This is a genomic window from Bordetella genomosp. 11 (assembly GCF_002261215.1).
Classification (GTDB): Bacteria; Pseudomonadota; Gammaproteobacteria; order Burkholderiales; family Burkholderiaceae_B; genus Bordetella_C.
Map to the genome: position 1 here is coordinate 3060289 of NZ_NEVS01000004.1, position 22919 is coordinate 3083207.

23 protein-coding genes are annotated in these 22919 nt (G+C 65.2%); 14 read left to right on the forward strand and 9 right to left on the reverse strand.

From position 1 onward, the window contains the following. Window positions 1-121 precede the first annotated feature (121 nt). From CAL28_RS21450 to CAL28_RS21460, 3 genes are read left to right on the forward strand one after another with little or no spacing between them, the layout of a single operon-like run. Window positions 122-511 (forward strand): nuclear transport factor 2 family protein, encoded by a 390-nt coding sequence (locus CAL28_RS21450; RefSeq protein ID WP_094843216.1) that lies wholly within the window; start codon window positions 122-124, stop codon window positions 509-511. Between the two features lie 24 nt (window positions 512-535). Continuing rightward, window positions 536-1924 (forward strand): NAD(P)/FAD-dependent oxidoreductase, encoded by a 1389-nt coding sequence (locus CAL28_RS21455; protein ID WP_440588409.1) that lies wholly within the window; start codon window positions 536-538, stop codon window positions 1922-1924. 20 nt (window positions 1925-1944) lie between these two features. Next, a complete protein-coding gene (locus tag CAL28_RS21460) occupies window positions 1945-2145 on the forward strand; it encodes a hypothetical protein (RefSeq protein ID WP_094843217.1) in 201 nt (66 codons plus the stop codon). Here CAL28_RS21460 and CAL28_RS21465 read toward each other — a convergent pair. The 6 genes from CAL28_RS21465 to CAL28_RS21490 form a co-directional block, all read right to left on the reverse strand. Continuing rightward, a complete protein-coding gene (locus tag CAL28_RS21465; RefSeq protein ID WP_094843218.1) occupies window positions 2142-2909 on the reverse strand; it encodes an SDR family oxidoreductase in 768 nt (255 codons plus the stop codon). The genes CAL28_RS21460 and CAL28_RS21465 overlap by 4 nt on opposite strands. A gap of 11 nt (window positions 2910-2920) precedes the next feature. Continuing rightward, window positions 2921-3658, reverse strand: coding sequence for a sulfite exporter TauE/SafE family protein (locus CAL28_RS21470; protein WP_094843219.1), 738 nt, complete (start codon window positions 3656-3658; stop codon window positions 2921-2923). A 259-nt stretch (window positions 3659-3917) separates the two neighbouring features. After that, window positions 3918-4691 carry an amino acid ABC transporter ATP-binding protein gene (locus CAL28_RS21475; RefSeq protein WP_094843220.1) on the reverse strand — a complete coding sequence of 258 codons (774 nt, stop codon included), beginning with the start codon at window positions 4689-4691 and terminating at the stop codon, window positions 3918-3920. Beyond that, entirely contained in the window at window positions 4684-5361 is a 678-nt protein-coding gene (locus CAL28_RS21480; RefSeq protein ID WP_094843221.1) for an amino acid ABC transporter permease, read from the reverse strand. The genes CAL28_RS21475 and CAL28_RS21480 overlap by 8 nt, the downstream gene beginning before the upstream one ends. Window positions 5362-5377: 16 nt before the next feature. Next, window positions 5378-6019 (reverse strand): amino acid ABC transporter permease, encoded by a 642-nt coding sequence (locus CAL28_RS21485; RefSeq protein ID WP_094843222.1) that lies wholly within the window; start codon window positions 6017-6019, stop codon window positions 5378-5380. Window positions 6020-6031: 12 nt separating this feature from the next. Then, window positions 6032-6937: a transporter substrate-binding domain-containing protein gene (locus tag CAL28_RS21490; protein ID WP_094844779.1), complete on the reverse strand. Its 906-nt coding sequence runs from the start codon at window positions 6935-6937 to the stop codon at window positions 6032-6034. 236 nt (window positions 6938-7173) lie between these two features. Between CAL28_RS21490 and pdxR the strand changes: the two genes are divergently transcribed. Then, complete coding sequence (gene pdxR / locus CAL28_RS21495) at window positions 7174-8661, forward strand: MocR-like pyridoxine biosynthesis transcription factor PdxR (protein ID WP_094843223.1); 1488 nt, start codon at window positions 7174-7176, stop codon at window positions 8659-8661. 42 nt (window positions 8662-8703) lie between these two features. Here pdxR and CAL28_RS21500 read toward each other — a convergent pair whose 3' ends face one another. After that, on the reverse strand, window positions 8704-9636 hold the full coding sequence (locus CAL28_RS21500) for a LysR family transcriptional regulator (protein WP_094843224.1): 933 nt from the start codon (window positions 9634-9636) through the stop codon (window positions 8704-8706). A gap of 364 nt (window positions 9637-10000) precedes the next feature. Here CAL28_RS21500 and CAL28_RS21505 point away from each other — a divergent pair, with 364 nt between their 5' ends. The 4 genes from CAL28_RS21505 to CAL28_RS21520 all read left to right on the forward strand — a co-directional run bounded on the left by CAL28_RS21505 (window position 10001) and on the right by CAL28_RS21520 (window position 14742). Continuing rightward, entirely contained in the window at window positions 10001-10996 is a 996-nt protein-coding gene (locus tag CAL28_RS21505; protein ID WP_094843225.1) for an N-carbamoyl-D-amino-acid hydrolase, read from the forward strand. 85 nt (window positions 10997-11081) lie between these two features. Beyond that, window positions 11082-12116, forward strand: coding sequence for a threonine ammonia-lyase (locus CAL28_RS21510; RefSeq protein ID WP_254926194.1), 1035 nt, complete (start codon window positions 11082-11084; stop codon window positions 12114-12116). Window positions 12117-12234: 118 nt separating this feature from the next. After that, window positions 12235-13218, forward strand: a complete 984-nt coding sequence (locus tag CAL28_RS21515) for a Bug family tripartite tricarboxylate transporter substrate binding protein (protein ID WP_094843226.1) — start codon at window positions 12235-12237, stop codon at window positions 13216-13218. A gap of 66 nt (window positions 13219-13284) precedes the next feature. Continuing rightward, window positions 13285-14742, forward strand: a complete 1458-nt coding sequence (locus tag CAL28_RS21520) for an N-acyl-D-amino-acid deacylase family protein (protein ID WP_094843227.1) — start codon at window positions 13285-13287, stop codon at window positions 14740-14742. Between the two features lie 34 nt (window positions 14743-14776). On the opposite strand, the gene CAL28_RS21525 is transcribed toward CAL28_RS21520, so the two are convergent. Further along, window positions 14777-15544: an IclR family transcriptional regulator gene (locus tag CAL28_RS21525; RefSeq protein WP_094843228.1), complete on the reverse strand. Its 768-nt coding sequence runs from the start codon at window positions 15542-15544 to the stop codon at window positions 14777-14779. A 131-nt stretch (window positions 15545-15675) separates the two neighbouring features. Here CAL28_RS21525 and CAL28_RS21530 point away from each other — a divergent pair, with 131 nt between their 5' ends. The 3 genes from CAL28_RS21530 to CAL28_RS21540 are packed head-to-tail and all read left to right on the forward strand — an operon-like array spanning window position 15676 to window position 18440. Next, entirely contained in the window at window positions 15676-17052 is a 1377-nt protein-coding gene (locus CAL28_RS21530) for an MFS transporter (RefSeq protein ID WP_094843229.1), read from the forward strand. Further along, window positions 17021-17512 (forward strand): ureidoglycolate lyase, encoded by a 492-nt coding sequence (locus CAL28_RS21535; RefSeq protein ID WP_094843230.1) that lies wholly within the window; start codon window positions 17021-17023, stop codon window positions 17510-17512. The genes CAL28_RS21530 and CAL28_RS21535 overlap by 32 nt, the downstream gene beginning before the upstream one ends. After that, entirely contained in the window at window positions 17505-18440 is a 936-nt protein-coding gene (locus tag CAL28_RS21540; RefSeq protein WP_094843231.1) for a polysaccharide deacetylase family protein, read from the forward strand. The genes CAL28_RS21535 and CAL28_RS21540 overlap by 8 nt, the downstream gene beginning before the upstream one ends. A gap of 71 nt (window positions 18441-18511) precedes the next feature. Here the strand turns inward: CAL28_RS21540 and CAL28_RS21545 are convergent, their stop codons facing one another. Next, window positions 18512-19096 carry a cupin domain-containing protein gene (locus CAL28_RS21545; RefSeq protein WP_176464066.1) on the reverse strand — a complete coding sequence of 195 codons (585 nt, stop codon included), beginning with the start codon at window positions 19094-19096 and terminating at the stop codon, window positions 18512-18514. A 367-nt stretch (window positions 19097-19463) separates the two neighbouring features. On the opposite strand from CAL28_RS21545, the gene CAL28_RS21550 reads away from it, so the two are divergent. The 3 genes from CAL28_RS21550 to CAL28_RS21560 are packed head-to-tail and all read left to right on the forward strand — an operon-like array spanning window position 19464 to window position 22704. Continuing rightward, on the forward strand, window positions 19464-19817 hold the full coding sequence (locus CAL28_RS21550; protein WP_094843233.1) for a cupin domain-containing protein: 354 nt from the start codon (window positions 19464-19466) through the stop codon (window positions 19815-19817). Between the two features lie 5 nt (window positions 19818-19822). Continuing rightward, a complete protein-coding gene (locus tag CAL28_RS21555; protein ID WP_094843234.1) occupies window positions 19823-21319 on the forward strand; it encodes an aldehyde dehydrogenase family protein in 1497 nt (498 codons plus the stop codon). Window positions 21320-21369: 50 nt separating this feature from the next. Beyond that, window positions 21370-22704: an NAD(P)/FAD-dependent oxidoreductase gene (locus tag CAL28_RS21560; protein ID WP_094843235.1), complete on the forward strand. Its 1335-nt coding sequence runs from the start codon at window positions 21370-21372 to the stop codon at window positions 22702-22704. Window positions 22705-22919 lie beyond the last annotated feature (215 nt).

A 22919-nucleotide genomic window follows, 5' to 3' on the forward strand; every position in this document is an offset into this window, starting at 1 on the left:
GCACCGCCCACGTGCATGCGCGCATCTGGCCCTAACGCCGCTGCAAACTGGCTCTATGGCCGGCCCGCCATACATGCAACGCTTCTGCCTACCGTCATCGGAACGAGAGGAGCCAAGCACCATGACCACCGCCGTCGACACCGCAATGCTGGAAGCCTTCAGCGCGGCCTGGAACCGGCACGACCTGCCGGCATTGATGTCTTTCATGCATAAGGATTGTGTCTTCGAGACCGCGGCGGGCCCGCTGGCATGCGGCGCACGCCATCAAGGCCACGACAGCGTGGCACGCGCATTCGCTTCGGCCTGGCAGAACGTCCCGGACGCGCAGTGGGAGAACGGTCGCCACTGGGTCAGCGGAGACCGCGGCGTGTCCGAGTGGACATTCACCGGCACGGCCGCCGACGGCTCCCGTATCGAAGTCGACGGCGTCGACCTGTTCACGTTCCGGGACGGCAAGATCCTGGTCAAGAACGTGTTTCGAAAAACCCGCACCGCACCCGTGCCCGCCTGAATAGCCGCCTCTGCAGGATTCGACATGGATATGCCAGCGCGCCCGGCTACCGGCCAACCCTACAACCCCACTTACGACCCTTTGGTGTCCCCCGGTCCTGGCAATAATCAGGACTACGCGCCGACCTACTGGGTCGGTACGGCCGGCTCCCCGCCGGACGACGACGGCCCGATCGATGGCGACCGCGACGTCGATGTCGCGGTGATCGGCTCGGGCTTCACCGGACTCGCGACCGCGCTGTTCCTGGCCAGGGAACACGGCATCAAAGCCGCCGTGCTCGAAGCCAACCGCCTGGCCTGGGGTTGCACCAGCCGCAACGGAGGCCAGGGCCAGAACGCCAGCGGACGCCTATACCGTTCGCAATGGATCGAACGCTGGGGCAAGGACGTGGCCCGGCGCCTGGATACCGAGATCCGGACAGGCTTCGCTACGTTCAGCGATCTGGTCGCCCGGATAGACTGCGATGCGCAACCGGGAGGCCACCTGTACATCGCCCATAGGGCGAAGAAGATGGCGTTCCTGCGCAACGAATGCAAGGTCATGCGCGAGCAGTTCGGCTACGACACCCACATGCTAAGCCGCGAGGACGTGCACGGCCGCTATGTGCGCGACGAAGAAGCCCACGGCGCGCTCCATGAGCCGGACGGCATCAGCGTGCACCCCTTGAAGCTCGCCTACGGCTACATGCGCATGGCACGCGAATACGGCGCGACGCTGCACCCTGCCAGCGGGGTCACGGCATGGCGAACGGAGGGAGGCCGGCATCTGCTGCGCACGCCGGGCGGCGTGGTCCGCGCCCGCGCCGTCGCCGTGGCGACCGGGGCCTATACCGCCGCCAGCCTGCACCCGAGCCTGGCGGGACGCTACTACCCTGTCCTGTCCAACAGCCTGGTGACGCGCCCGCTCACCGACGATGAACTGGCGCGCACCCACTTCCTGACGCACGAGGCCATCACGGACACCCGCACGTTGCGTTTCTACTACCGGCTGCTGCCGGATCGCCGCGTGCAGATCGGCAGCCGAAGCGCCGTCACCGGCGCCGACGCCCAGCACGAACGCCACGAACAATTGCTGATCAACGGCCTGGGCCGCAAGTTCCCGGCACTGCGCGGCATCGACATCGACTATTCCTGGTGGGGCTGGGTCGATGTCAGCCACGACATGATGCCGCGCATCACCCAGCCCGACCCGGGCCAGAACGTGTACTACGCACTGGGCTACGGCGGCAACGGCGTCAGCTTCTCCGCGCATGCCGGTCGCCGCATGGCCGAGCGCATCGCCGGACGCACGGACGCCGCCTTCGCGCTGCCCATCTACGACAGCCCCCTGCCTGTGCACGCACTGGCGCCGTTTCGTCGCCTGGGACAGGCTCTGCTGTACCGCTGGTATTACCTCAAGGACGAAATCCTCTGACACGCGGAACCGATATCGATATGAACAATTCGCTGATTCCCCAAGGCGCGCGGCTATTCCGTTTCATCGTGATTTCCGATACGCACATCAACCAGTCCGAAGATCGGGCCGCCGCCTTCTTCAAGTTGAACAGCCTGGCCAACGGGTCCTTGCACTATCCGCCACATGTGCGGGGCAGGAGCGAAGCGAGTCATTACGAAAATATCGACGATCCCGCCTAGTCCCGCCTGATCGCGAAATTGCTCCATGCCTGCGTGACAGGCATGATTTCCAGCTTATTGATATTGATGTGCGCCGGGCGGTTCAGCACCCAGAACACCGTCTCCGCGATATCGTCCGGCTGCAGCGGATGAGCATCGCGGTAGACCGCGTCGTATTTGGACTGGTCTCCGGCAAAGCGTACCAGCGAAAACTCGCTTTCGCTGAGGCCCGGCTCGATGTTGGTGACCCGCACGCCAGTACCCAGCAGGTCGCACCGCAGGTTCAGCGAGAACTGCCTGACGAAGGCCTTGCCCGCCCCGTAGACATGGCTGCCAGGATAAGGCCAGTTTCCGGCGACCGAGCCCAGATTCACGATGCCCGCGCCAGCGCCGTATTCGATCAGCCGCGGCAGCAGCAGCCGCGTGGCATAGAGCACTCCCTTGATGTTGGTGTCGACCATGACGTCCCAGTCATCCAACGAACACTCCTGGGCCGGTGAGGTTCCCAACGCCAGGCCGGCGTTATTGACCAGCGCGCGCACGCGCCCCATTTCCGCCGGCAGCGACTCGATGGCGCCGCGCACGCTTTCGCGGTCGCGCACGTCCATTTCCACCGCGTGTACATTCGGGCCGAGTTCATCGCCCAGCGCCCGCAGCCGGTCCGCGCGCCGGCCGGTGGCGATCACGTTCCAGCCGCGGCCGGCAAAGCAGCGGGCCATGGCGGCGCCGAATCCGGACGTCGCGCCGGTGATGAAGACGGTATCTTGCTTTCCCTTCGTTTGCATCGAATGCTTCCTTACGCCACCAGGACGCTGTACAGCCCGATCGAGGCCAGCGCCAGCAGCAACCATTGGACGAATATCACCACCCGTTCTGCGGCAACGCGGGCAAACAGGATTTCGCCCAACCACAATCCAGCGTAGGTACAGGGCAGCAGCAACAGCACCCGTAGCGGCGTTTCGGCGCCAAGGTTGCCCGTGGCCGCCAGTGCCGCGACGCTGACGAGGTCGATAGCGCCGAAGACAACCACCAGCGTGGCGCGCATGCGGTCGGGACGTGTCCCCGCATGGGCCATCCAGGCCGCCACCAGCGGCCCCCCCACGGAGAAAGCGGCGAGCAGCGCGCCCGTGGCGCCGCCGACCACCCAGGCACCGGACACCCCGCCGCCGACGGGCAGGCGCACGCGCGCCAGGCCAAGTACCGCCAGCACGCCGATCAGCACATAGACCGCGATCGTCATCGCATGGCTGTCGAAACGCGTCAGGCCGAACAACCCGGCCGGCACGCCGCACAACGCCGCCATCAGAAGGGGACGCGAGAGCTGCCAGTCCACGCGCCGCCAGCACTTGGGCAGCAGCGCAAGGCTGGCGCACACCTCCAGGCACAACACAGCGGGAACAGCCTCGCGCACGGGCAACAGGAAGGCCAGCCCGACGACGGACAGGGCGGCGAAGCCGAAGCCCGTCAGGCCCCGCACGACTCCCGCGGCGAAAACAATCGCGCTGGCGGCTGCCAGCAACTCCGTGGTACTCATATTCCGGTCGTATCCTTTCAGGCCTCGGCCAGCAACTGCACGCCGGGAAGCCCCGCCGCGGCAGGATGCGCTGGGCGATATGCTCCACCGGCAAGGTGTCGTCCTGCGCCACCTGGCCATACTCGAAAGGATACCGGTAGTCCCGCCAGTGTCGCGGCTTGACGATGGCGCGCAGTCTGGACGGATGTTGGAAGCCACGCAAGCTCGAAGATCCAGAAACGGATCCCGTCCTCCGCCATAGCCATAACGTCCATCGCCGTCACGCGGTACCCGCCGTGTCCCGCTCCAGGAAACGGCGCACGCGGTCGGTCGACGGGCGTGTGAAAAACGTATCGGGGTCGGACTTTTCGATCAGTTTTCCTTGGTCGAGAAAGACCACCTGGTCGGAAACCGCGCGGGCGAAGTCCATCTCGTGGGTAACCACCATCATGGTGTAGCCCTCGGTCGACAGGTCGCGCATGACCGCCAGCACCTCGCCGACGCGTTCCGGGTCCAGCGCCGAGGTGGGCTCGTCGAACAGCAGTACTTCCGGCTCGATGGCCAGGACGCGCGCGATGGCCACGCGCTGTTTCTGGCCACCGGACAACGTGTGCGGATATTGACCGGCCTTTTCGGCCATGCCCACCTTTTCCAACAAGGCCATGGCACGCTGGCGCACCTGCGCCTTGGGCAGGCGCTGCACGTGCACCGGCACTTCCGTGACGTTCTGCAGCACCGTCAGGTGCGGCCACAGGTTGAAACTCTGGAAGACCATGCCGGTGCGCGCGCGCAGCGCCGCCAGTTCGCGTGGCCGCAGCGGCCGCCCGGTGCCGGCGTCCACGCCCATGCGCACGCCGGCGATATGAATCTCTCCGCGATCCGGCTGCTCCAGCCAGTTCACGCAGCGGAGCAGCGTGGATTTTCCCGAGCCCGACGCGCCCAGGATGCTGACGACCTCGCCCTTCTGCACGGTCAGGTCGATATCGCGCAAGACTTCATAGCCATCGAAGCTCTTGGAGAGATTGCGAATGGAAACCGCCGGAATTTCACCCATTTTCGAATCCTCGCCGCGCGCCCAGCCGCCGTACCGCCCTGACCAGGGCCTCTATGCCGATCGCCAGCAACCAGTAAAGGGCAACAGCGACAATGAAAGCTTCCAACGGAATAAAGTACCGCGCCTGCACGGCATTCGCCGCGGCTGTCAGCTCGGGCACCGTAATAATGCTCAAGAAGGAAGTGTCCTTCAGGCACAGGATCAACTGGTTGCCCAGGATACCGCGCGTGCTCAACGTAAGCTGCGGCAGTACGATGCGCAGGAAGGCCTTGCCGCGACGGTATCCATGCGCATAGGCCGCCTCCAGCGATCCCGGCGGCATCACCAGGCGAGCGCCCCGCAGGATCTCGGCAAAGTACGCTCCGTGGTAGATCGCCAGACCGACCAGCCCCGCGTCCCAGGCACGCAGGCGCACGCCCAGGGTCGGCAGTCCGTAGTACAGCAAGTACACGAAGATCAGAAAGGGCATCATGCGCAGCCCGTCGATCCCGGAACGCAGCACGCGCCGCCACGGGTTATCGCGGCCTTCCAACAGATAAAGCATCGCGCAACCCAGAATAAAGGCGATCGCGCATGCCGTGGCCGCCAGCATCACGGTATTGGCGAAGCCGGCGGCGAAAGCGCCGCGCGCCTCCCAGATGATCCGCCAATGAGTCTGCCCGTCGTTCATTCCGCCGCCCTTTCCTCTACATCGCCAAACGGCGTGCGCGGCGCTCGGCCAGCGCCTGCAGGCGCACCAACAACGCAATCAAAACCATATAAATGACGGCGGCAGCCAGGATCGGCGGCAAAGGCTCGTAGGTCACCGCCGCGATGCGGTTGGTGACACGGGTCAGGTCCACCAACCCGATGATGGCGATCGCGGGCGTGCTCTTGACCAGCGAAGACATCTCGTTGACCAGCCCGGGCATACTGCTTACCACCATCTGCGGCAACATGATGCGCCGGAACATCAGCGAGGGCGTCATGCCGCAGGCCAGGGCCGCCTCTTTCTGTTCCCGCGAGAAACCCGCGAAGGCCGATCGCCAGATCTCGGCATTGAAGGCCGACGTATTGATGGTCAACGTCAGGATGGCCGCGGTTTCACGGCTCACGCCCAGATTGACCGCCGCCAGACCGATGAACACGAACAGTGCCAGCGTCACCATCGGCGTGGCGCGGGCCAGGCTGATCCAGGTGGCGAGCAACTGATCCAGCACGGGGATGCGCGCCAGCCGCAACAAGGCCAGCCCCAATCCCAGGATCACCCCGATGGAGATGGAGACGGCGGAGATCCATGCCGTCACCCAGGCTCCTTCGAACAGCATGCGCCAGGCTTGCGCGTCCACGCTCGCTCCTGCCTATTCCATGCCCGCGAGCTTGTGGAACTGGTCCACGCTGGTAATCGGCACGGTGGGCAGATCGGGAAAGCTTTCACCGAACCACTTCTTCTGCAGCTCGGCAAGGCGGCCGCTCTGGCGGATCTGGTCCATGAACCCGGTCATGAATTTCAGCAGCTCAGGATTACCTTTGGGAATCGGCCACGCGGCGAACCCGTTCCCCGACACCGCGACGCCCTTCACGAACACCTTGGGACGCGACTTCACCAGGTCGTTCACGGAGATGACGGCATTGATGACGTAGTCCAGCCGCCCATTGGCCAGATCGGCATAGGCCTCGGGATAGGATTGGTATTGCACGACCTCGCCCAGCTTGCCGTTGGTCTTCGCGAGCATCTTCTCCAGCTCCGGCAAGCGCGCCAGCAAGGCGCTCCCCGCCTGTACCCCCACGGTCTTGCCGCTCAGGCTGGCGACGTCGCCGAGCCGGTTGTCGCCCGCGCGTTTCACGTAGTAGTGCTGGGCCGAGGCGAATGGCGGCGTGAAATCGAACGTTTTCAAGCGGTCGTCCGTGACCAGCGCGCCGGTGAAAGCCAGGTCGTACTGCCCCGCCGAAACGGCGGCCAGCAGGCCCGTCCACGGCAGAATGTCCTGCTGCACCTTGAATTTGGTCGCGTATTTGCGCAGGTCTTCGAGCAGGTCGGCATGAAAGCCCGCCGCCTTGCCGTCGACGATGAAGTTGAAGGGCGCGTAATCGTCTTCCGTCGCGACCTTCATGGTGCCCCGCTTCTCGATGTCCGCCAGATCCGCGCGTGCATTCAGGGACACCGCAAACAGGCAGGCGGCAAGGGCGCAAGCCGCGCGGGCCAAGGCACGCCGGCGAACGCCGCCCCCGACTGCGGCCAGGGCCGCTTCAGAAGTGCTATGCATGGAATTCCCCTTTTTCGTCATTGGACTTCGTGTCCGGCCTCCGGGCTCGCCGTTGCCGAACGGCCGTGGACCAGCGTAACCATCTTATGGGCAGCTACCGGGTGTCCCATAGGACAGTTGCGTGCAAGCCATGGGCCAGATACACCGCGACCAAAACTGGCATGGTCGTTGCTTCATTTCATCCGTGGAGTGCAGCCTGGCCTGCTGGCTGACGAGGCACCACTTCGGAGGCTTCGATGATCGATCATTACTTCCATCTCGATCTGCAGCACACGCGCGGCCTGCAGGAGCAGCTCCGCGAAGCGCTGCTGGACGCCATCCTCAAAGGCACCTTTCCCGCGGACGAACCCCTGCCCTCGTGCCGCGACCTGGGCCGGCAGATCGGGGTATCGCGCAATACCGTCGCGGTCGTGTACGAGAGCCTGGTCGAAAAGGGTTTCCTGCAAAGCCGTCCGCGCAGCGGCTACTACCTGCATGACGACTATCGCGACGGCGGCAGGTCAGCGGAGCCTGCCGTGATCCGCCATGGCGCATCCATTCCCGGCCTCGTGCCGACCCATGCACCGTCCTGGAGCAGCCGGCTGCGCCTGTCGTCCCAGATGCGCCAGGGCGTGCTTCGCCCCAGCAACTGGCGCGACTATGACTACCCGTTCGCCTATGGACAGGCCGATACGCACCGTTTTCCCATCGCGGCGTGGCGCCGCGCCAGCCGCGCCATCCTGGAACCCGGGCACAGCGCCGCCTGGCTCAACGACGCGGTGGACCAGGACGACCCGGAGCTGATCGCGCAGTTGCGTACGCGCGTGCTGCCCAAGCGCGGCATCCATGCTTCGGCCGACGAGATCCTGGTCACGTTGGGATCGCAGAACGCCCTCTATCTGCTGGCCGCGCTGCTGATGGGGCCTGGCGTGCGCGTGGGTATCGAAAATCCGGGCTTCCGCGACGCCTGGAATGTGTTCGAGCTGCAGAACGCGGACGTATCGCTGCACGCCGTCGACAATGAAGGCATCGTGCTCGACGAACGCCTGGCTCAATGCGGCTACATTTACGTCACCCCAAGCCACCAGGTGCCGACCGGGGTCACCATGAGCCCATCGCGGCGCCAGGCGCTGTGGCGGCAGGTCCTCCGCTACGACCAGATTCTTATCGAGGACGACTACGAGGCCGACCTCGACCTCTCCAGCCATCCGCCACCGGCCCTGAAGGCCGCCGACGGTCAAGGCCGCGTGATCTATCTCAGCAGTTTTTCCAAATGCCTGGCGCCGGGATTGCGCTTGGGCTACCTGGTCGCTGACGAAGAACTCATCCGCGAATTGCGCGCGCTGCGCCGGCTGATCTGCCGCCATGCTCCCCTGAACAACCAGCGGGTGCTCGCGCGTTTCCTTGCCCAGGGCGACTACGACGCTCACCTGCGCCGCTACCGGGTCGAACACGCGCGCAAGCACGAAAAGTTATGCCAGGCGATCGAGCGTCATCTGCCGGATTGCAATTATGCGCAGGCCAACGGGGCCGGCGCCATCTGGCTGGACGCGCCGCCGTCGACCAGTACCCAGAAACTCGCCTGGGCGGCCTCGCGCCGCAGCGTCCTCATCGAACCGGGCTTCCCCAATTTTTTCGACGCCGAACCATCCGATCGCCATTTCCGCCTGGGATTCACGGCGATCGGTATGGAACGCATAGAACCCGGCATCGCCCTGCTTGCCGATACGCTCGCTCGTATCTGAATCGGTTGAAAGGGGCAATCCCCTGGACCTGGGCGGCCGGATTCAGTGCGCCGCCGCCGGCACTTCCTTGATGACCTGCCGCAAGGCCGTGGCAAAGCGGCGGGCGGTCGTGGACAGCGGGCTGTTTGCCGCATGAAGTAGCTGAATCTTGTGAGGCAGGACGGGATCCGTTGGGCGCAGGACGAAGTCGCGCTGGAAGTCGGGGTGATATCCAAAGGACTCGATCAACGCGACGCCCACGCCCTGCCGGACCAGCGCCAGGGCCTCGGGCGTGGCGCGGATTTCGATGTCGGGTTGCAAGGGGCTCTCGCCCGAGTTCATGAAACGCGCGGCCAGGCGGCCGAAAGGTGTCTCGGCTTCGTACCCGATCAATAAATGCCCGCGCAGATCCTCCGCGCGGATGCGCGTGCGGGACGCCAGCGGATGCCCGTGCGGGATCGCACAACCCAGCCACCCTTCGCCTATTTCTTCGGCGGTGACGTTGGTATTGGCGGGCGGCGACATGGATGCAATGCCGAAGTCCGCATGGCCCAGCAGGATATGCGGCAACAGCATGTCGAACGCCAGCGGCCGATAACGTATCGTCGTGCCGGGATACTTCTCCCGAAACCGCTGGATGGTGCGGGGAATCAGCCACTCGCTGAAGCTGGGGCTGCTTACCAGGCTCAGCGTTCCCGTCGCACCCGCCCCCAAGCCCGTGGCCAGGGCATTGAATCGCCCGACATGATCGAAGATGCGCTCGCACTCGGCGAACAGGCGCCGTGCCTCCGGCGTCGGCTGCAGGCGCCCCTTCACCCGCACGAACAAGGGATACCGCAAGCGATTCTCCGCCGACGCCAGGATGCGGCTGATGGCCGGCTGGGTGACGAACAGCATGCGTCCCGCCTCGCTTAGCGAGCCGGTCAGCATCACCGCGTGAAAGACCTCGATCTGCCGCAGGCTCAGCGCGGCACCCTGGCGAGCTTGTCCAGCCATAGGGAAATGGAAGCGGATAACGGTCCGAGATTGTAGAGCCCGCGGGGAGTGCCCTGGCCAGGCGGGCGATGCTTGCGCCCGCCCGCGGCACCCGGCCGGCCGGCGCGCCAGATCGAAGCCACGGGTGTGGGCCGGCCATCACACCCGCATGCGGATTTGCTCAGGTCCTATAACAAAAAGCACACCCGGGTTTTCCCGGGACCCTGCAATCTTCGAAAAAATCCGATTATTTATCAATGATTTATAGATCATCAACCACGGAATTGCTGCATTGCACCAGGGCTAACCCTTACATTTACAGGGGTTGGGCGAGGCGCCATTCTTCATGGCGATAACGCAAGAAACGCTCATCAGGAACCCCTTCATGTCCCGCACTGTCACCGTCGCCGCTGCCCAGTTGGGTCCCATCCAGAAGTCGGAAGGCCGCGACGTCGCCGTAGGCCGCATGTTGCGCCTGCTTGACCGCGCCCATCAGCGTGGCGCCGAAGTCGTCGTGTTCCCCGAACTGGCGCTGACCACGTTCTTCCCGCGTTGGTACACGGAGGATCTGAACGAGGCCGACCACTGGTACGAACAAACCCTGCCCTCCGCGGCGACCCAGCCGCTGTTCGATGCGATCCGCCGCTATGGGCTGACGATCTACCTGGGCTACGCGGAAATCGCGCACGAAGCGGACGAGCAGGGCGTGGTGCGCAAACGCCGCTTCAACACCGCCGTCATCATCGCGCCCAATGGCGAGGTCATCCTCAAGTACCGCAAGGTCCATCTGCCCGGCCATGCCGAATTCGCCACGCACCGCAAGGTGCAGCATCTGGAGAAGCGTTATTTCGAGGTGGGCAACCTGGGCTTCCCCGTCGTGCGCGCCCCGGTCGGCAAGGCTGGCCTGGAAGTGAATTTGGGCATGCTGATCTGCAACGACCGCCGCTGGCCGGAAGCGTGGCGCGTGCTGGGCCTGCAGCAGGTCGAACTGGTCCTCCTGGGCTACAACACACCGGCCGTGAATCAGGACAATCGCGGCTTCGAGGCGCACCACCTGCGCGTGCTGCACTCGCAGCTCGCCATACAGTCCGGCTGCTACCAGAACGCCTGCTTCGGCGTGGCGGTGGCCAAGGCCGGCAAGGAAGACGGCTTCGAACTCTTCGGCCACTCCATCATCGTCAACCCGCAAGGCGAGATCATCGCCATGGCGACCACGTGGGATGACGAACTGATCGTCGCGGACTGCAATCTGGATATGTGCGAGCTGGGACGCTCCACGGTCTTCAACTTCGAGAAGCATCGCCGGCCCGAGGCCTACGGTCGCATCGTGGAGCAGGTCGGCAGCAGCGCGCCGCCCGTGTGGAAACCGACCAAGGACTGAGGGCAGGACGACATCCCCACGTGCGCCGTCGCGCATGAAGACAAAGGCCCAAGCCGCGTACCCATCATCAAGCGCTTCACCGAACATGAATCTGACCGCCCTTCCCGCCACCATCGAACACGAAATGCTCGGCACCCTGCGCGTGCCCGGCTACGAGGACGTGCTGGCCGCTGCTGACCGCATCGGACCCTACGTCCGCCGTACCCCGCTGCTGCGCTCGCCCAAGCTGGACGAGCTGGCGGGCGCGCCGGTCTGGCTGAAGCTGGAGAGCCTGCAAGTGACGGGGTCCTTCAAGGCCCGCGGCGCCTTCAACGCCCTGCTCAACCTGGACCCGGCGCAGCGCGCCCGCGGCGTCGTCGCCTATTCGACCGGCAACCATGGCCAGGCCGTCGCGTGGGCCGCGCGCACGCTCGGCATTCCAGCCACCATCGTCATGCCGGAGGATGCGCCGGCTAACAAGGTAGAGAAGGCTCGCCGCCACGGTGCTCAGGTCGTGCAGTACGACCGCGAGCGCGAGAGTCGCGAAACCATAGGCATGCGCCTGCTGGAAGAAACCGGCGCGACGCTGGTGCCGCCGGGCGATCATCCGGACGTGCTGGCCGCGCAAGGGACGCTGGCGCTGGAAGCGCTGCGCGATCTGCCGCCGGACGCATTGGAAAACCTCGGCCTGTTCGCCACGCCTTGCGGCGGCGGCGGCATGGCCGCCGGCTGCGCGCTGGCCCTGCAGGCCTTGGCGCCGCAAGCCCGCCTGGTGGCCGCCGAGCCCGCCGGCTACGACGACACCGTGCGCTCGCTGGCCAGCGGCAAACGCGAGGCCAACGCGCCGGGCGCGAAGACGCTGTGCGACGCGCTGATGGCCGCCATTCCGGCCGAACTTCCCTACGCCATCAACGGCCGCCGCCTGGATGCCGCCGTGGCGGTGACCGACGCGCAAGTCGCCGCCGCCATCCGGTTCGCGCTGGAAGAGCTGCGCCTTGTAGTCGAGCCGGGCGGCGCCGTGGCGTTGGCTGCCTTGCTCGCCGGCCACATTTCCACCCAAGGCAAGGACACGCTCATCGTCCTGTCGGGCGGCAACATCGATCTGCCGCTGTTGACGCGCATCGCGCAGGAGGGCATTTGAACCCCGGTCTCCCGATCTAAGCCGTTTTTTTTCGCAGCACATTGTGTTTCACCGGCGTGCCATTCGTTGGGGGCGCGCCACCCAAAACTTCTATAACAGTCCAAGGAAAGAATTCACCATGCCGTCCTCGTACCTGCGTCGCATCGCGCGCGTCTTCACCGCCGGCTGCATCACCGCCGCCCTTCCCGTCGCCGCGCACGCCGCCTACCCGGAGCGCCCGGTCACCATCGTCGTACCGTTCAACACGGGCACCACGCCGGACATCGTGACCCGCCTGCTCGCGTCGGTCCTCAGCAAGGACACGGGCGGCAATTTCGTGGTGCAGAACAAGGTGGGCGCCTCGGGCATCATCGGCACCCAATACGTGGCCAACCAGCCGGCCGACGGCTATACCCTGGGCTTCGCCAACGTGGCGACGCTGGCCATCAACCAGTCGCTGTATGCCAAGCTGCCCTACGATGCCGACAAGCAGCTCGCGCCCGTCGCCCTGACCGGCTCCGTGCAGAACGTGCTGGCCGTGCGTCCCGGCCTGGGCGTGAAGAGCGTCAGCGAGCTGATCGCGCTGGGCAAGAAAGAGCCGGGCAAGCTGGTCTACTCCTCCGGCGGCAACGGCACCACGGGCCACCTGAGCGCCGCGATGTTCGCCACGATGGCGGGCGTGCAGATGATGCACGTGCCCTACAAGGGCGGGGTCGAGGCCGACCTGGCCGTGCTGCGCGGTGAAGCCGACCTGGTGTTCGATAACATCTCGTCGATCGCGACGTTCATGGACCAAGGCAAGGTCATTCCGCTGGCCGTGACCGGCGCGACGCGAGATCCCCTGCTGCCCAACCTGCCCACGCTGGACGAACTGGGCCTGAAAGGCTACCGTGCCGTAGCGTGGACAGGCTACGTGGCGCCCGCCGGTGTCGATCCCAAGATCCTGGACTGGCTGAACGCAGCCATCAATAAGGCCCTGGCCGAACCGGAAGTGCAGCAAAAGCTGAAGACCCTGGCCTACGTACCGATCATCAAGCCGCGTCAGGCGCTGTTCGATATCGCCCATGAAGAGCGCCCGACGTGGGCCAAGGTGATCAAGAACGCGAAAGTCAGCGTCGATTGATCGAGTCGCCGAAACCTTTCAATCGTCGGCATTCCAGTCCCGGCGGCGTTTTTTGTGGATAAATCCATGACCCGTGCAGCACAGCCTCATTACGACATCCTGATTCGCGGCGGCACGATCATCGATGGTTCCGGCGCGCCGCGCTATTCCGCCGACGTGGCCATTACGGGCCAGCGCATCGCGGCCATCGGCAACCTCGCCGCCGTCTCGGCGGACCAGGTTGTCGATGCCGCCGGAAAAATCGTCGCCCCGGGATTCATCGACTCCCACACGCATGACGACCGCTACCTGATCGTGGACCCCGGAATGCCGGCCAAGCTCAGCCAGGGCGTGACCACGGTCATCACCGGCAATTGCGGCCTGAGCCAGGCGCCCTGGTTGCCGGGCAAGCGCAAGGAAGTCCTCGCGCCCATCAATTTGCTAAGCACGGACACGGCCGACTTCCCCTACGCCACCTTCCGCGCCTACCTGGAAAAGCTGGACAACCATCCCGCCGCGGTCAACGCCGCATGCCTGGTCGGCCACACGTCGCTGCGCGCCGCCGCCATGGACGACCTGGACCGTCCGGCCAACGAGGCCGAGATCGCCCACATGCAGGAGCTGCTGCGCGAAGCGATGGAGGCCGGCGCGATCGGTTTGTCCACGGGCACGGCCTATCCCACCGCCATGCCGGCCACCACGGAAGAACTGATGGGCGTGGCGAAAGTGCTGCGGGATTACGGCGGCATCTACGCCAGCCACATCCGCGACGAAGCCGACCAGATCTTCGCCGCGCTGGACGAGGCCTTCGCGGTGGGTGCCGCGGGCCAGGCGCCCGTGCTGGTCTCTCACCACAAGCTGATCGGCCCCAGGAACCACGGCCGTTCCGTGCAGACGCTGGCCCACATCGCCGAAGCCGCGACACGCCAGCCGGTCCGGCTGGATGCCTACCCCTACGTCGCCGGCTCGACCATCCTGCGCAAGGACCGATTGGCCGTCTCCAGCCGCATCATCGTCACCAAGTCCGAAGCGCTGCCCCAATACGCGGGCTGGGACCTGGACAAGATCGCGGAAGACATGGGCGTAACGCAGGAAGCCGCGGTGGACGCCCTGCAGCCGGCCGGGGCGATCTACTTCATCATGGACGAGGCGGACGTCGAACGCATTCTTGCCTATCCCGGCACGATGATCGGGTCGGACGGCCTTCCGCACGATCCCGCGCCGCATCCTCGCCTGTGGGGAACATTCCCGCGCGTGCTGGGCTACTACTGCCGCGAGATGCAACTGTTTACGCTGGAAGAGGCCGTGCACAAAATGACCGGGATGACGGCCGGCTACTTTCGCCTGCCCGAGCGTGGCCTGCTGAAAACGGGGCACTATGCCGACATCGTGATCTTCGATGCCGAAACCATCGCCGACACCGCCACCTGGTCATCGCCGACGCGGCAGGCCAAGGGCATATCCTGCGTGTTCGTCAATGGTGTGCCGGCCTGGCGCGATGGCGCCAGCACGGGCTCACGCACCGGCGCCGTCGTGCGGCCGTAGCCGATGCGGCGGGATCGGATAGCACCGCGCCCGCTCAGCCCCCGCTCGATGCCTCGAACGCCAAGGCGATGTCCGCGGCGAATTTGCGCAAGGTCGGCACGTTACCGACCATTTGCTCGTAGTTCATACGGGCCGTCGGCGCCGATACGCACAAACCGATAAACGCATTGCTGCGCAGCGGAATGCGCACCCCCACGCCGACGACGCCCGCATTCCATTCTTCGTTGCAGGACGCCCAACCCTGGGCGCGGATCTCGTTGAAATGGGCGCGCAGGCGCGCTTCGCCGGTCAACGTCTTGTTGGTGAACTTGCGGCGGGTCGACGACCGGAACCACTGGGCCAACGCCTCTTCCGGCATATGCGCCAAATGCAGCTTGCCAATGGACGTGCAATGCAGCGGCCCCCGGTTGCCCTGCTCCAGATGCAGGCCGCCCGGCCGGCGGACCGCCGCGGCATCCACGCAGACCAGCTCGCCGTCCACCACCATGCTGATCTGCGCGAACTCCCCCAGCGAAATCGTCAAGGACTTCAAGAGGGCGTGCGGCTGATCCGCGTTCAGCGATGTCTGCACGGCGTCGATGCCAAGGCGCGTCAGCCGCGCCCCGGGCATGACGCGCTTGGACGAAAGATGACGCGCCAACACGTTGCGGTCGATCAGTTGGACGACCAGGCGATGCACGGTGGGCATCGCCAGCCCGGTCAGCTCCGCAATTTCCGTGACCGAAAGCGGGCGCCGGGAGGCGGCCACGGCCTCCATGATGATCAGTGTCTTATCTATCGGGGCGTCATCCATGGCGGCCATGCGGCTTTCCAAATTTGAGAAGAAAAATTCCGGATTCCGAGAAATCTGGCTTGTTGCGGGTAGGGGTCGAGCATAGCATCCACCCGGCGTCGAGACAGATCGGCGCGGCACATAATCCAAGGGGTTCAATCATGGTTCACAACGGCAACAACTCCCCGGGCGGCAACGCCATCCCGCCCCACGACAAGGCGCTGATCGCGAAGGCGGCGCGACGGCTCATTCCGCTGATCATGATCCTGTATGTAGTGGCCTACCTGGACCGGGTCAATATCTCTTTCGCGGCCCTGCAGATGAATGCCGACCTGGGGCTGTCCAATGCGGTCTATGGCTTCGGCGCCAGCATGTTCTTCATCAGCTACTTCCTGTTCGAGGTGCCCAGCAACCTGATCCTGGACAAGGTCGGCCCGCGCCGCTGGATCGCGCGCATCATGATCACCTGGGGCATCGTGTCCGCATGCATGGCCTTCGTGCAGGGCGAGAAGAGCTTTTATGTGCTGCGTTTCCTGCTGGGCGTGGCGGAAGCCGGCTTCTTCCCCGGCATCGTCATGTACATCAGTTATTGGTTTCCGAAGTCCTATCGGGCGCGCTTTACCAGCATTTTCATGATGTCGATTCCCGTATCGGGCTTGATCGGCAGCCCCATATCCGGCTACATCCTGGACGGCTTGAACGGCGTCGGCGGCCTGGCGGGCTGGAAATGGATGTTCATCATCGAGGCGCTGCCCGCCGTGGTGCTGGGCGTTGCCTGCCTTTGGCTTTTGACCGACCGGCCTTCCAAGGCAGCCTGGCTGACGCCGTCCGAACGCGAGCGCCTGGAGACGATCCTGGCCGAAGAGCGCCGCAACCTGGAGGCCGTACGGAAATACAAACTGTCCGAGGCGTTTACCTCGCCCGGCGTACTTCTGCTCGCCGGCATTCTGTTCTGCATCGTATTCGGCGTAACCGGTATTGCCTTTTTCCTGCCGCAGATCATCAAGAGCTTTGGCTACTCCAACACGGCGGTTGGGTTCCTGAGCGTGCTGCCTTTTCTGGCGGGGGTGTGCGCCATGTATCTGTGGGCGCGCCATTCCGACATGAAGGGCGAAAAGATACGCCACCTGGGCGCCGCCCTGGCGCTGGCCGGCGCGGGCTTCATCTTCACCACCTTCGTGCTGGGCAATCACACCGCGGCATTGATCGGGCTGATCGTCTCCGCGGCCGGTGTCTACGCGGCCAACACCATGCTGTGGACACTGCCCACCTCGTTGCTGACGGGTACGGCCGCCGCTGCCGCGGTAGCGCTGATCAACTCCCTGGCCAACCTGAGCGGCGTCATCGCGCCGCCGCTGCTGGGCTGGAGCCGCGACGTCACCGGAGGCTTCGCCGCCACGGGCGCCATCTTCGCGGGCTTCGTGATACTGGGCGCGCTGTTGACCTGGGCCTTCTCGCGAACCGAACTGGCCAGGGGCGAGCGCATCGACAAGGAGAAAGAACCTCATGCCATTGCAGCACATCGTCGTTCGGCCTGATGGGGACGCCCGCTTGGACCCCTACGGCGTGATCTTTCCGGTCACGCCGGGCGACGACCGCATACCGATACCTTTGGAGCACCCGGGCGCCGCCGGGCACGGCGTCTTCACGGCCACGGTGATACGCGCCCGCTCCAGCCAGGCGACCGGCTCGATCCGCGGCATGGAGCGGCACCCGCATTCCGTGCAGGCCTTCGTCCCGCTGAGCGCATACCGGCTCGTCGCCGTCACCGCGTCCGGCCGCGAGCCGCCCACCGAGCCGGGACAACTGGCCGTCCTCCATATCCCGGCGGGATGGGGGTTCGCCTGGCATCCAGGTGTGTGGCATACCGGCATGATGGGTGACGGCATGGATGCCGCGCTCGTCTCGATGGTCCGCCGCATTCCGGACGGTAGCGATACCGAGACCATCACCCTGCCCTTTTCCATCAACCCTGCGGAGCCGCACGCTCATGGCTAATAGCAATCGTCCGGTGCGCGATCTGACCGGATACGGAAAATCGACGCCCATCCCGAAATGGCCCGCGCAAGCGCGGGTAGCCGTCAATATCGTGATCAATGTCGAGGAAGGCTCCGAACCCTCGGTGCCCGACGGCGATGCCGACAGCGAGGTCGGGCTCATCGAGACCGGCGGACGCGCCTTCCCTGGCCGCGACCTCGGCGCCGAGTCGATGTTCGAGTACGGCAGCCGTGCGGGTTTCTGGCGGCTGTGGAAAATCCTGCAGCGCTACCGCGCGCCCGCCACATTCTTTGCCTGTTCGCTGGCGCTGGAGCGCAACCCCGCCATCGCCGCCGTCATTCGCGACGGCGTGGCGGCCGGCGACTACGATGTGTGCGGCCACGGCTTGCGCTGGGAACGTCACCAGACGCTGAGCGCCGAAGCCGAGACCCGCGCCATCCATACCGCCTACGACCGAATCGCCGCCCTTGCCGGGGCGCCTCCGGCCGGCTGGTATTGCCGCTACGCGCCCACGGTGCATACGCGGGAAATCGTGGCTGCCCATGGGGGCTTCCTGTACGACAGCGATGCCTATAACGACGACCTGCCCTATTGGGTAACGGCCAACGATCGGCCGCACCTGGTGGTGCCGTATACGCAGGTCATGAACGATGCCAAGTTCCTGCGCGGTGGGTTGAATACCGGCTCCGACTTCTTCGAAGTGCTGCGCGAGCAATTCGATGCGCTATGGGAGGAAGGCGCGACGGAGCCGAAGATGATGTCCATCGGCCTGCATTGCCGCGTCGCCGGGCACCCTTTCCGCGCCACGGCCCTGTCCCGCTTCCTCGCGCATATCGCCGCGCATCCCGATGTGTGGCTGTGCCGGCGCGTGGATATCGCCCGCCACTGGATGGAACACCATCCTTATCGGCCGCTTGGGGCTGCATAGGCCCTCGCCAGGGCGCGCTGGAAGCGGCTCGCGCACGTGCCGGACCGCGACCGCTTCCGGAATTTCCCGCGCTACAGATGCGTATCGACGCCGCTCATGATCCAGAGCACCTTGGCCTCGACATCGGAAGGGTTCGCCAACGAATGCTCGACATTGCTATTGAATTGAAAGCTGTCGCCCACGTCGAGCGTGGCGGTCACATCGCCTACCGATAACTGGACGCTGCCGGCGATTACGTATCCGGCCTTTTGCCCCCCGCCGACGAAAACGTCCTCTGTCGCGCTGCCCGGCGACATATCGATGAACATGACACGCAGATCGCCCGCCGGTTGCGGCGACAGCAGCTCCTTGACGAGGCCGGATTCCTTCAGCTCCATCATCGGCCGCTGGCCGCGGCGAAGCACGAAAGGCGGCGTGGCGGACGCATCGGCCTTGGGTTCGTCGAAAAATTGCCAGACACTGATGCCCAGGGCGCTGCGCAGCCGTTGCAGCGTCTTGATGGACGGGTTCGAATTGCCGCGCTCGATCTGGCTGATCATTCCTGCAGACACGCCGGACCGGGAGGCGAGCTCCAGCGTGGAGAAACCGCGGTCGCTGCGCAACGCCCGCAGCCGGTCGCCGAGCCGCTTGGCGTTTTCATCTTCCGCCCTGGACATATCCTTTGCCAATGAAGCACGAGCGTTGGTTTGGCGCGCCATGTTTTTCCGATTGCCGATACTGCCCCGTAAGCCAGATCGGTGGAACCGGTGGCCAGGAGCGCGTTCATTATATTAGTACATCGGTACGGACCGCACGCTCAATCCGCCACGGCGATTCGCATGCGTATGAAGCGGGCGCAACGCGGCTCAACAGGGGAAATCCGCTTCATAAGCGATCCAGGGTAAACGCCAGCGGGCCACGCATCCCTATTCGTTGTGTTCAACATAGTGAGGACCTATACTGCAATTTAGTGAACGCTTTTGAGGCGCGCACTCTTGCGCCATCCGCGCACCGTGACGCCTTGCACACCCCACCGGAGAAAAAATGTCGCTGCTCAAAACAATACGTACGACGGACCTTGGCGAAGGCACCCTATCCACGGCGGCGGCGGAAATCCTGCTGGAAGGATCCCCCAGCTTCACCACCTGGAATCAGGACGAAGCCAAGGATGGCAAGGTCCACACCGGCGTATGGCAAGCGACGCCTGGCACCACCAAATCCATCAAGGGCTCCAAGTATGAGTTCTGCCTGCTTCTGGAGGGCGCTGTCGAGCTCACGGAACAGGGGGGCGACACGGTTACCTATCGCGCCGGCGACAGCTTCGTGATGAAGCCCGGATTCATCGGCACGTGGAAGACCATCGAAACGCTGCGCAAAATCTATGTGATCGTGGAGTGAGCGCGATGACACAGGCTGACGGTTTCGATCCCGACTCTGTGCCGTTCGAGCGCGGGCATTACATTGGCGGCAAGGTGGTCGACGACGCTGGGGAGCATCTGACGGTTGCCCGCCCCTCCGACCTGATCCCGTACGCCGACCTGCCGCAGGGTACCGCGGATACGGTGGATCGCGCCGTCGCCAGCGCCAGGCATGCCCTGGACAGCAGCGGCTGGGGCAGGCAAGCGCCGCGCGAACGCGCACGGGCCATGCGCCGGTGGGCGGATCTGATTGAAAAGCACCAGGAAGAGCTGGGCAAGCTGGAAGCCCTGGGATCGACGCGCCCGATATCGCAGGCCGTCGGCGGCGATGTCGCCAGCGTGGCCGAAGGCATCCGTTTCTTCTCGGAGTGGGCCGACAAACTGGGCGGCGACGTCGCGGCAACGCGGTCGAATGACCTGGGCATGATCCTGTCCGAGCCTTACGGCGTGGTTGGCGCCATCACGCCATGGAACTTTCCGCTCAGCATGGCGAGCTGGAAGGCCGGACCGGCGCTGGCGGCCGGCAACGCGATCGTGCTCAAGCCTTCCGAGCTGACGCCCTTTTCCACCGTACGGCTGGCGCAGCTTGCCGTCGAAGCCGGCATACCGGCCGGCATTTTCAATGTGGTGCACGGCAGCGGCCCCGTCACCGGCGAGGCCATCAGCCGGCATCCCGGCATCGCCAAGGTGTCTTTTACAGGCTCGACCCGGACCGGCGTGGCCGTGATGAAGGCCGCCGCCGAAAGCGGCGTCAAGCCGGTCACCCTGGAATTGGGCGGCAAGAGCCCGCAACTGGTTTTCGCCGACGCGGACCTGGAGCGCGCAGCCGACTGCATCGCCGGTTCCATGTTGGCCAATGCGGGGCAAGCGTGCGTGGCGGGATCGCGCCTGATCGTCGAACGATCGGCCGAAGAGCCGCTGGTGCGCCTGCTGCGGCAGAAACTCGCGGGCGCTGCCGCCGGCCACACCTGGAAGGCATCCACCAACTACGCGCCTATCATCTCGGAGACGCAGGCACGCCGCATCGACCGGATCCTGCGGGACAGCCTCGCCCAGGGCGCCGAGTGCATCATCGGCGGGCAGCGCATCGACGGGTATGGCGGCGCCTACTATCAGCCTACCCTGCTGACCAACGTCGACGCCGCCACCGCCGCCGTGCGGGAGGAGATCTTCGGTCCCGTATTGACGATACAGGCCTTCGACACCGAGGAAGAAGGCCTGGCGTTGGCCGACCATCCGGAATACGGTTTGGCCGCCGGCGTCTACACGCGCGACCTGGGACGCGCCATGCGGGCGATGCGCGCCATACAGGCGGGCACGGTGTGGATCAACCGCTACTCCCGCACCTTGGACTTCATCCTGCCCACGGGGGGCTATAAAAGCTCCGGCATCGGCAAGGATCTTGGCCGGCAGGCAGTCGAACAGAACCTGCGGCACAAGACCGTACTGCTGAACATCGGCGCAGACATGCCCGCGCGTTGACGCAGCCGCCCCGCTGCCGCACCCAAACCACTTAGAACGGGCTACATGCCATGCCGATACAGGTCGATAGCGTCAAAGACAGTCCCTTGTTTCCCGAGCAGGTCGACGTTGTCGTCATCGGTGCCGGCATCATCGGGTCGTGCACCGCCTATGAACTCGCCCGCAAGGGTGTCTCGGTGGCCTTGATCGAAAAAGGCGTCGTTGCCGGCGAGCAATCCAGCCGCAACTGGGGCTGGGTGCGGCAACAGAATCGCGATCCGCATGAACTGGCGCTTGCGATGTACAGCCTGAAACGATGGGGCGAGCTGGCCGAGGAAACCGGCCGCGACCTGGGTTTCAGGCGCACCGGCATCCTGTACTGCGCGCGCGAACAGGCCGAGCTGGACAAATGGGAAAACTGGAGCAAGGCCGCGCGCGAGCAGGGTTTCCACAATGAGCTGCTGACCGCGGCGCAGGCGCGCGCCCGCATGCCGGGCACCGTTTCGGAATGGAAAGGCGCCATATGGTCGCCGACCGACGGCCGCGCCGAACCCAGCATGGCGGCGCCCGCGATCGTCGAGGGCGCCAAGGCGGCGGGTGCACTGGTGCATCAGCAATGCGCGGTTCGCGGGCTGGACATCGCCGGCGGCCGCGTGCAGGGCGTTTGGACCGAGCGCGGGCTGATCAAGGCGTCCCGCGTCGTGGCGGCCGGGGGAGCCTGGAATTCCCGCTTCTGCCGTCACCACAAGATCGATCTGCCTGTCGCCAACATCGGCGGCACGGCTTTCCGCACTCACGCGGCGCCCGATATCCTTACCGCGGGCAATGTCAGCGGCCCCGGCTTCGCGCTCAGGCGGCGCGTGGACGGCGGCTATACCGTGGCGCTGCCCGGGCACGGCACGCTGAACATCACGCCGCTGGGGCTCAGGCACGCCACCAAGTTCTACCAGATGTACCGGGCGAAACTGGCCAAGAAATTGAAGTACCGAATCAACAGCAGCTTCTGGAACGGCCCGGAAGCCGCCGGCACATGGCGCAATGACGGCCCCTCCCCCTTCGAAGCGATCCGCGTCCTGGACCCGGCGCCCGACCGCGACATCGTGAACACGGCACTGAGCAATATCGCCAGGGAGTTTCCCGCCTTGCGCGGCGTCAAGGTGGCGGCGGCCTGGGGAGCCATGATCGATACCGCGCCGGACCTGGTGCCCATCATCTCGAAGGTAGCCCAGTTGCCCGGACTGGTAATCGCGTCCGGATTCAGCGGACACGGCTTCGGCATAGGCCCGGGCGCGGGCCGCCTGGCCAGCGAGCTTGCCACCGATACGGCGCCATTCGTCGACCCGCATCCCTACCGGCTCGATCGCTTCAGCGACGGTTCGGCCATTCGGCGCCCAGAGATGATGTAGCGCCACGCGCCGCGGTCGGCCCGCGCCACCACCGCATGGCCGCGGCAGGCGGCATATATCAGAAATGTATGCCCCTGCGACAAACACCTATTTGACCCTCGCGGGGCCTGCTTTTAGTCTGCTGCCTGTGCCCGGATCAAGGGGAATCGCCGATGCCGACAGCGCATACGTTCGGGCACGCAAGCCTCTCAGAACGCATCATCACACAGCGGAGC

Coding starts and splice junctions, on each gene's coding strand:
- CAL28_RS21535 (WP_094843230.1), top strand. CDS start 17,021: ATGCCATTGCAGCACATCGTCGTTCGGCCTGATGGGGACGCCCGCTTG.
- CAL28_RS21510 (WP_254926194.1), top strand. CDS start 11,082: ATGAATCTGACCGCCCTTCCCGCCACCATCGAACACGAAATGCTCGGC.
- CAL28_RS21540 (WP_094843231.1), top strand. CDS start 17,505: ATGGCTAATAGCAATCGTCCGGTGCGCGATCTGACCGGATACGGAAAA.
- CAL28_RS21550 (WP_094843233.1), top strand. CDS start 19,464: ATGTCGCTGCTCAAAACAATACGTACGACGGACCTTGGCGAAGGCACC.
- CAL28_RS21555 (WP_094843234.1), top strand. CDS start 19,823: ATGACACAGGCTGACGGTTTCGATCCCGACTCTGTGCCGTTCGAGCGC.
- CAL28_RS21545 (WP_176464066.1), bottom strand. CDS start 19,096: ATGTCCAGGGCGGAAGATGAAAACGCCAAGCGGCTCGGCGACCGGCTG.
- CAL28_RS21490 (WP_094844779.1), bottom strand. CDS start 6,937: ATGCATAGCACTTCTGAAGCGGCCCTGGCCGCAGTCGGGGGCGGCGTT.
- CAL28_RS21465 (WP_094843218.1), bottom strand. CDS start 2,909: ATGCAAACGAAGGGAAAGCAAGATACCGTCTTCATCACCGGCGCGACG.
- CAL28_RS21460 (WP_094843217.1), top strand. CDS start 1,945: ATGAACAATTCGCTGATTCCCCAAGGCGCGCGGCTATTCCGTTTCATC.
- CAL28_RS21470 (WP_094843219.1), bottom strand. CDS start 3,658: ATGAGTACCACGGAGTTGCTGGCAGCCGCCAGCGCGATTGTTTTCGCC.
- CAL28_RS21520 (WP_094843227.1), top strand. CDS start 13,285: ATGACCCGTGCAGCACAGCCTCATTACGACATCCTGATTCGCGGCGGC.
- CAL28_RS21455 (WP_440588409.1), top strand. CDS start 536: ATGGATATGCCAGCGCGCCCGGCTACCGGCCAACCCTACAACCCCACT.
- CAL28_RS21450 (WP_094843216.1), top strand. CDS start 122: ATGACCACCGCCGTCGACACCGCAATGCTGGAAGCCTTCAGCGCGGCC.
- pdxR (WP_094843223.1), top strand. CDS start 7,174: ATGATCGATCATTACTTCCATCTCGATCTGCAGCACACGCGCGGCCTG.
- CAL28_RS21530 (WP_094843229.1), top strand. CDS start 15,676: ATGGTTCACAACGGCAACAACTCCCCGGGCGGCAACGCCATCCCGCCC.
- CAL28_RS21480 (WP_094843221.1), bottom strand. CDS start 5,361: ATGAACGACGGGCAGACTCATTGGCGGATCATCTGGGAGGCGCGCGGC.
- CAL28_RS21515 (WP_094843226.1), top strand. CDS start 12,235: ATGCCGTCCTCGTACCTGCGTCGCATCGCGCGCGTCTTCACCGCCGGC.
- CAL28_RS21505 (WP_094843225.1), top strand. CDS start 10,001: ATGTCCCGCACTGTCACCGTCGCCGCTGCCCAGTTGGGTCCCATCCAG.
- CAL28_RS21500 (WP_094843224.1), bottom strand. CDS start 9,636: ATGGCTGGACAAGCTCGCCAGGGTGCCGCGCTGAGCCTGCGGCAGATC.
- CAL28_RS21475 (WP_094843220.1), bottom strand. CDS start 4,691: ATGGGTGAAATTCCGGCGGTTTCCATTCGCAATCTCTCCAAGAGCTTC.
- CAL28_RS21560 (WP_094843235.1), top strand. CDS start 21,370: ATGCCGATACAGGTCGATAGCGTCAAAGACAGTCCCTTGTTTCCCGAG.
- CAL28_RS21525 (WP_094843228.1), bottom strand. CDS start 15,544: ATGGCCGCCATGGATGACGCCCCGATAGATAAGACACTGATCATCATG.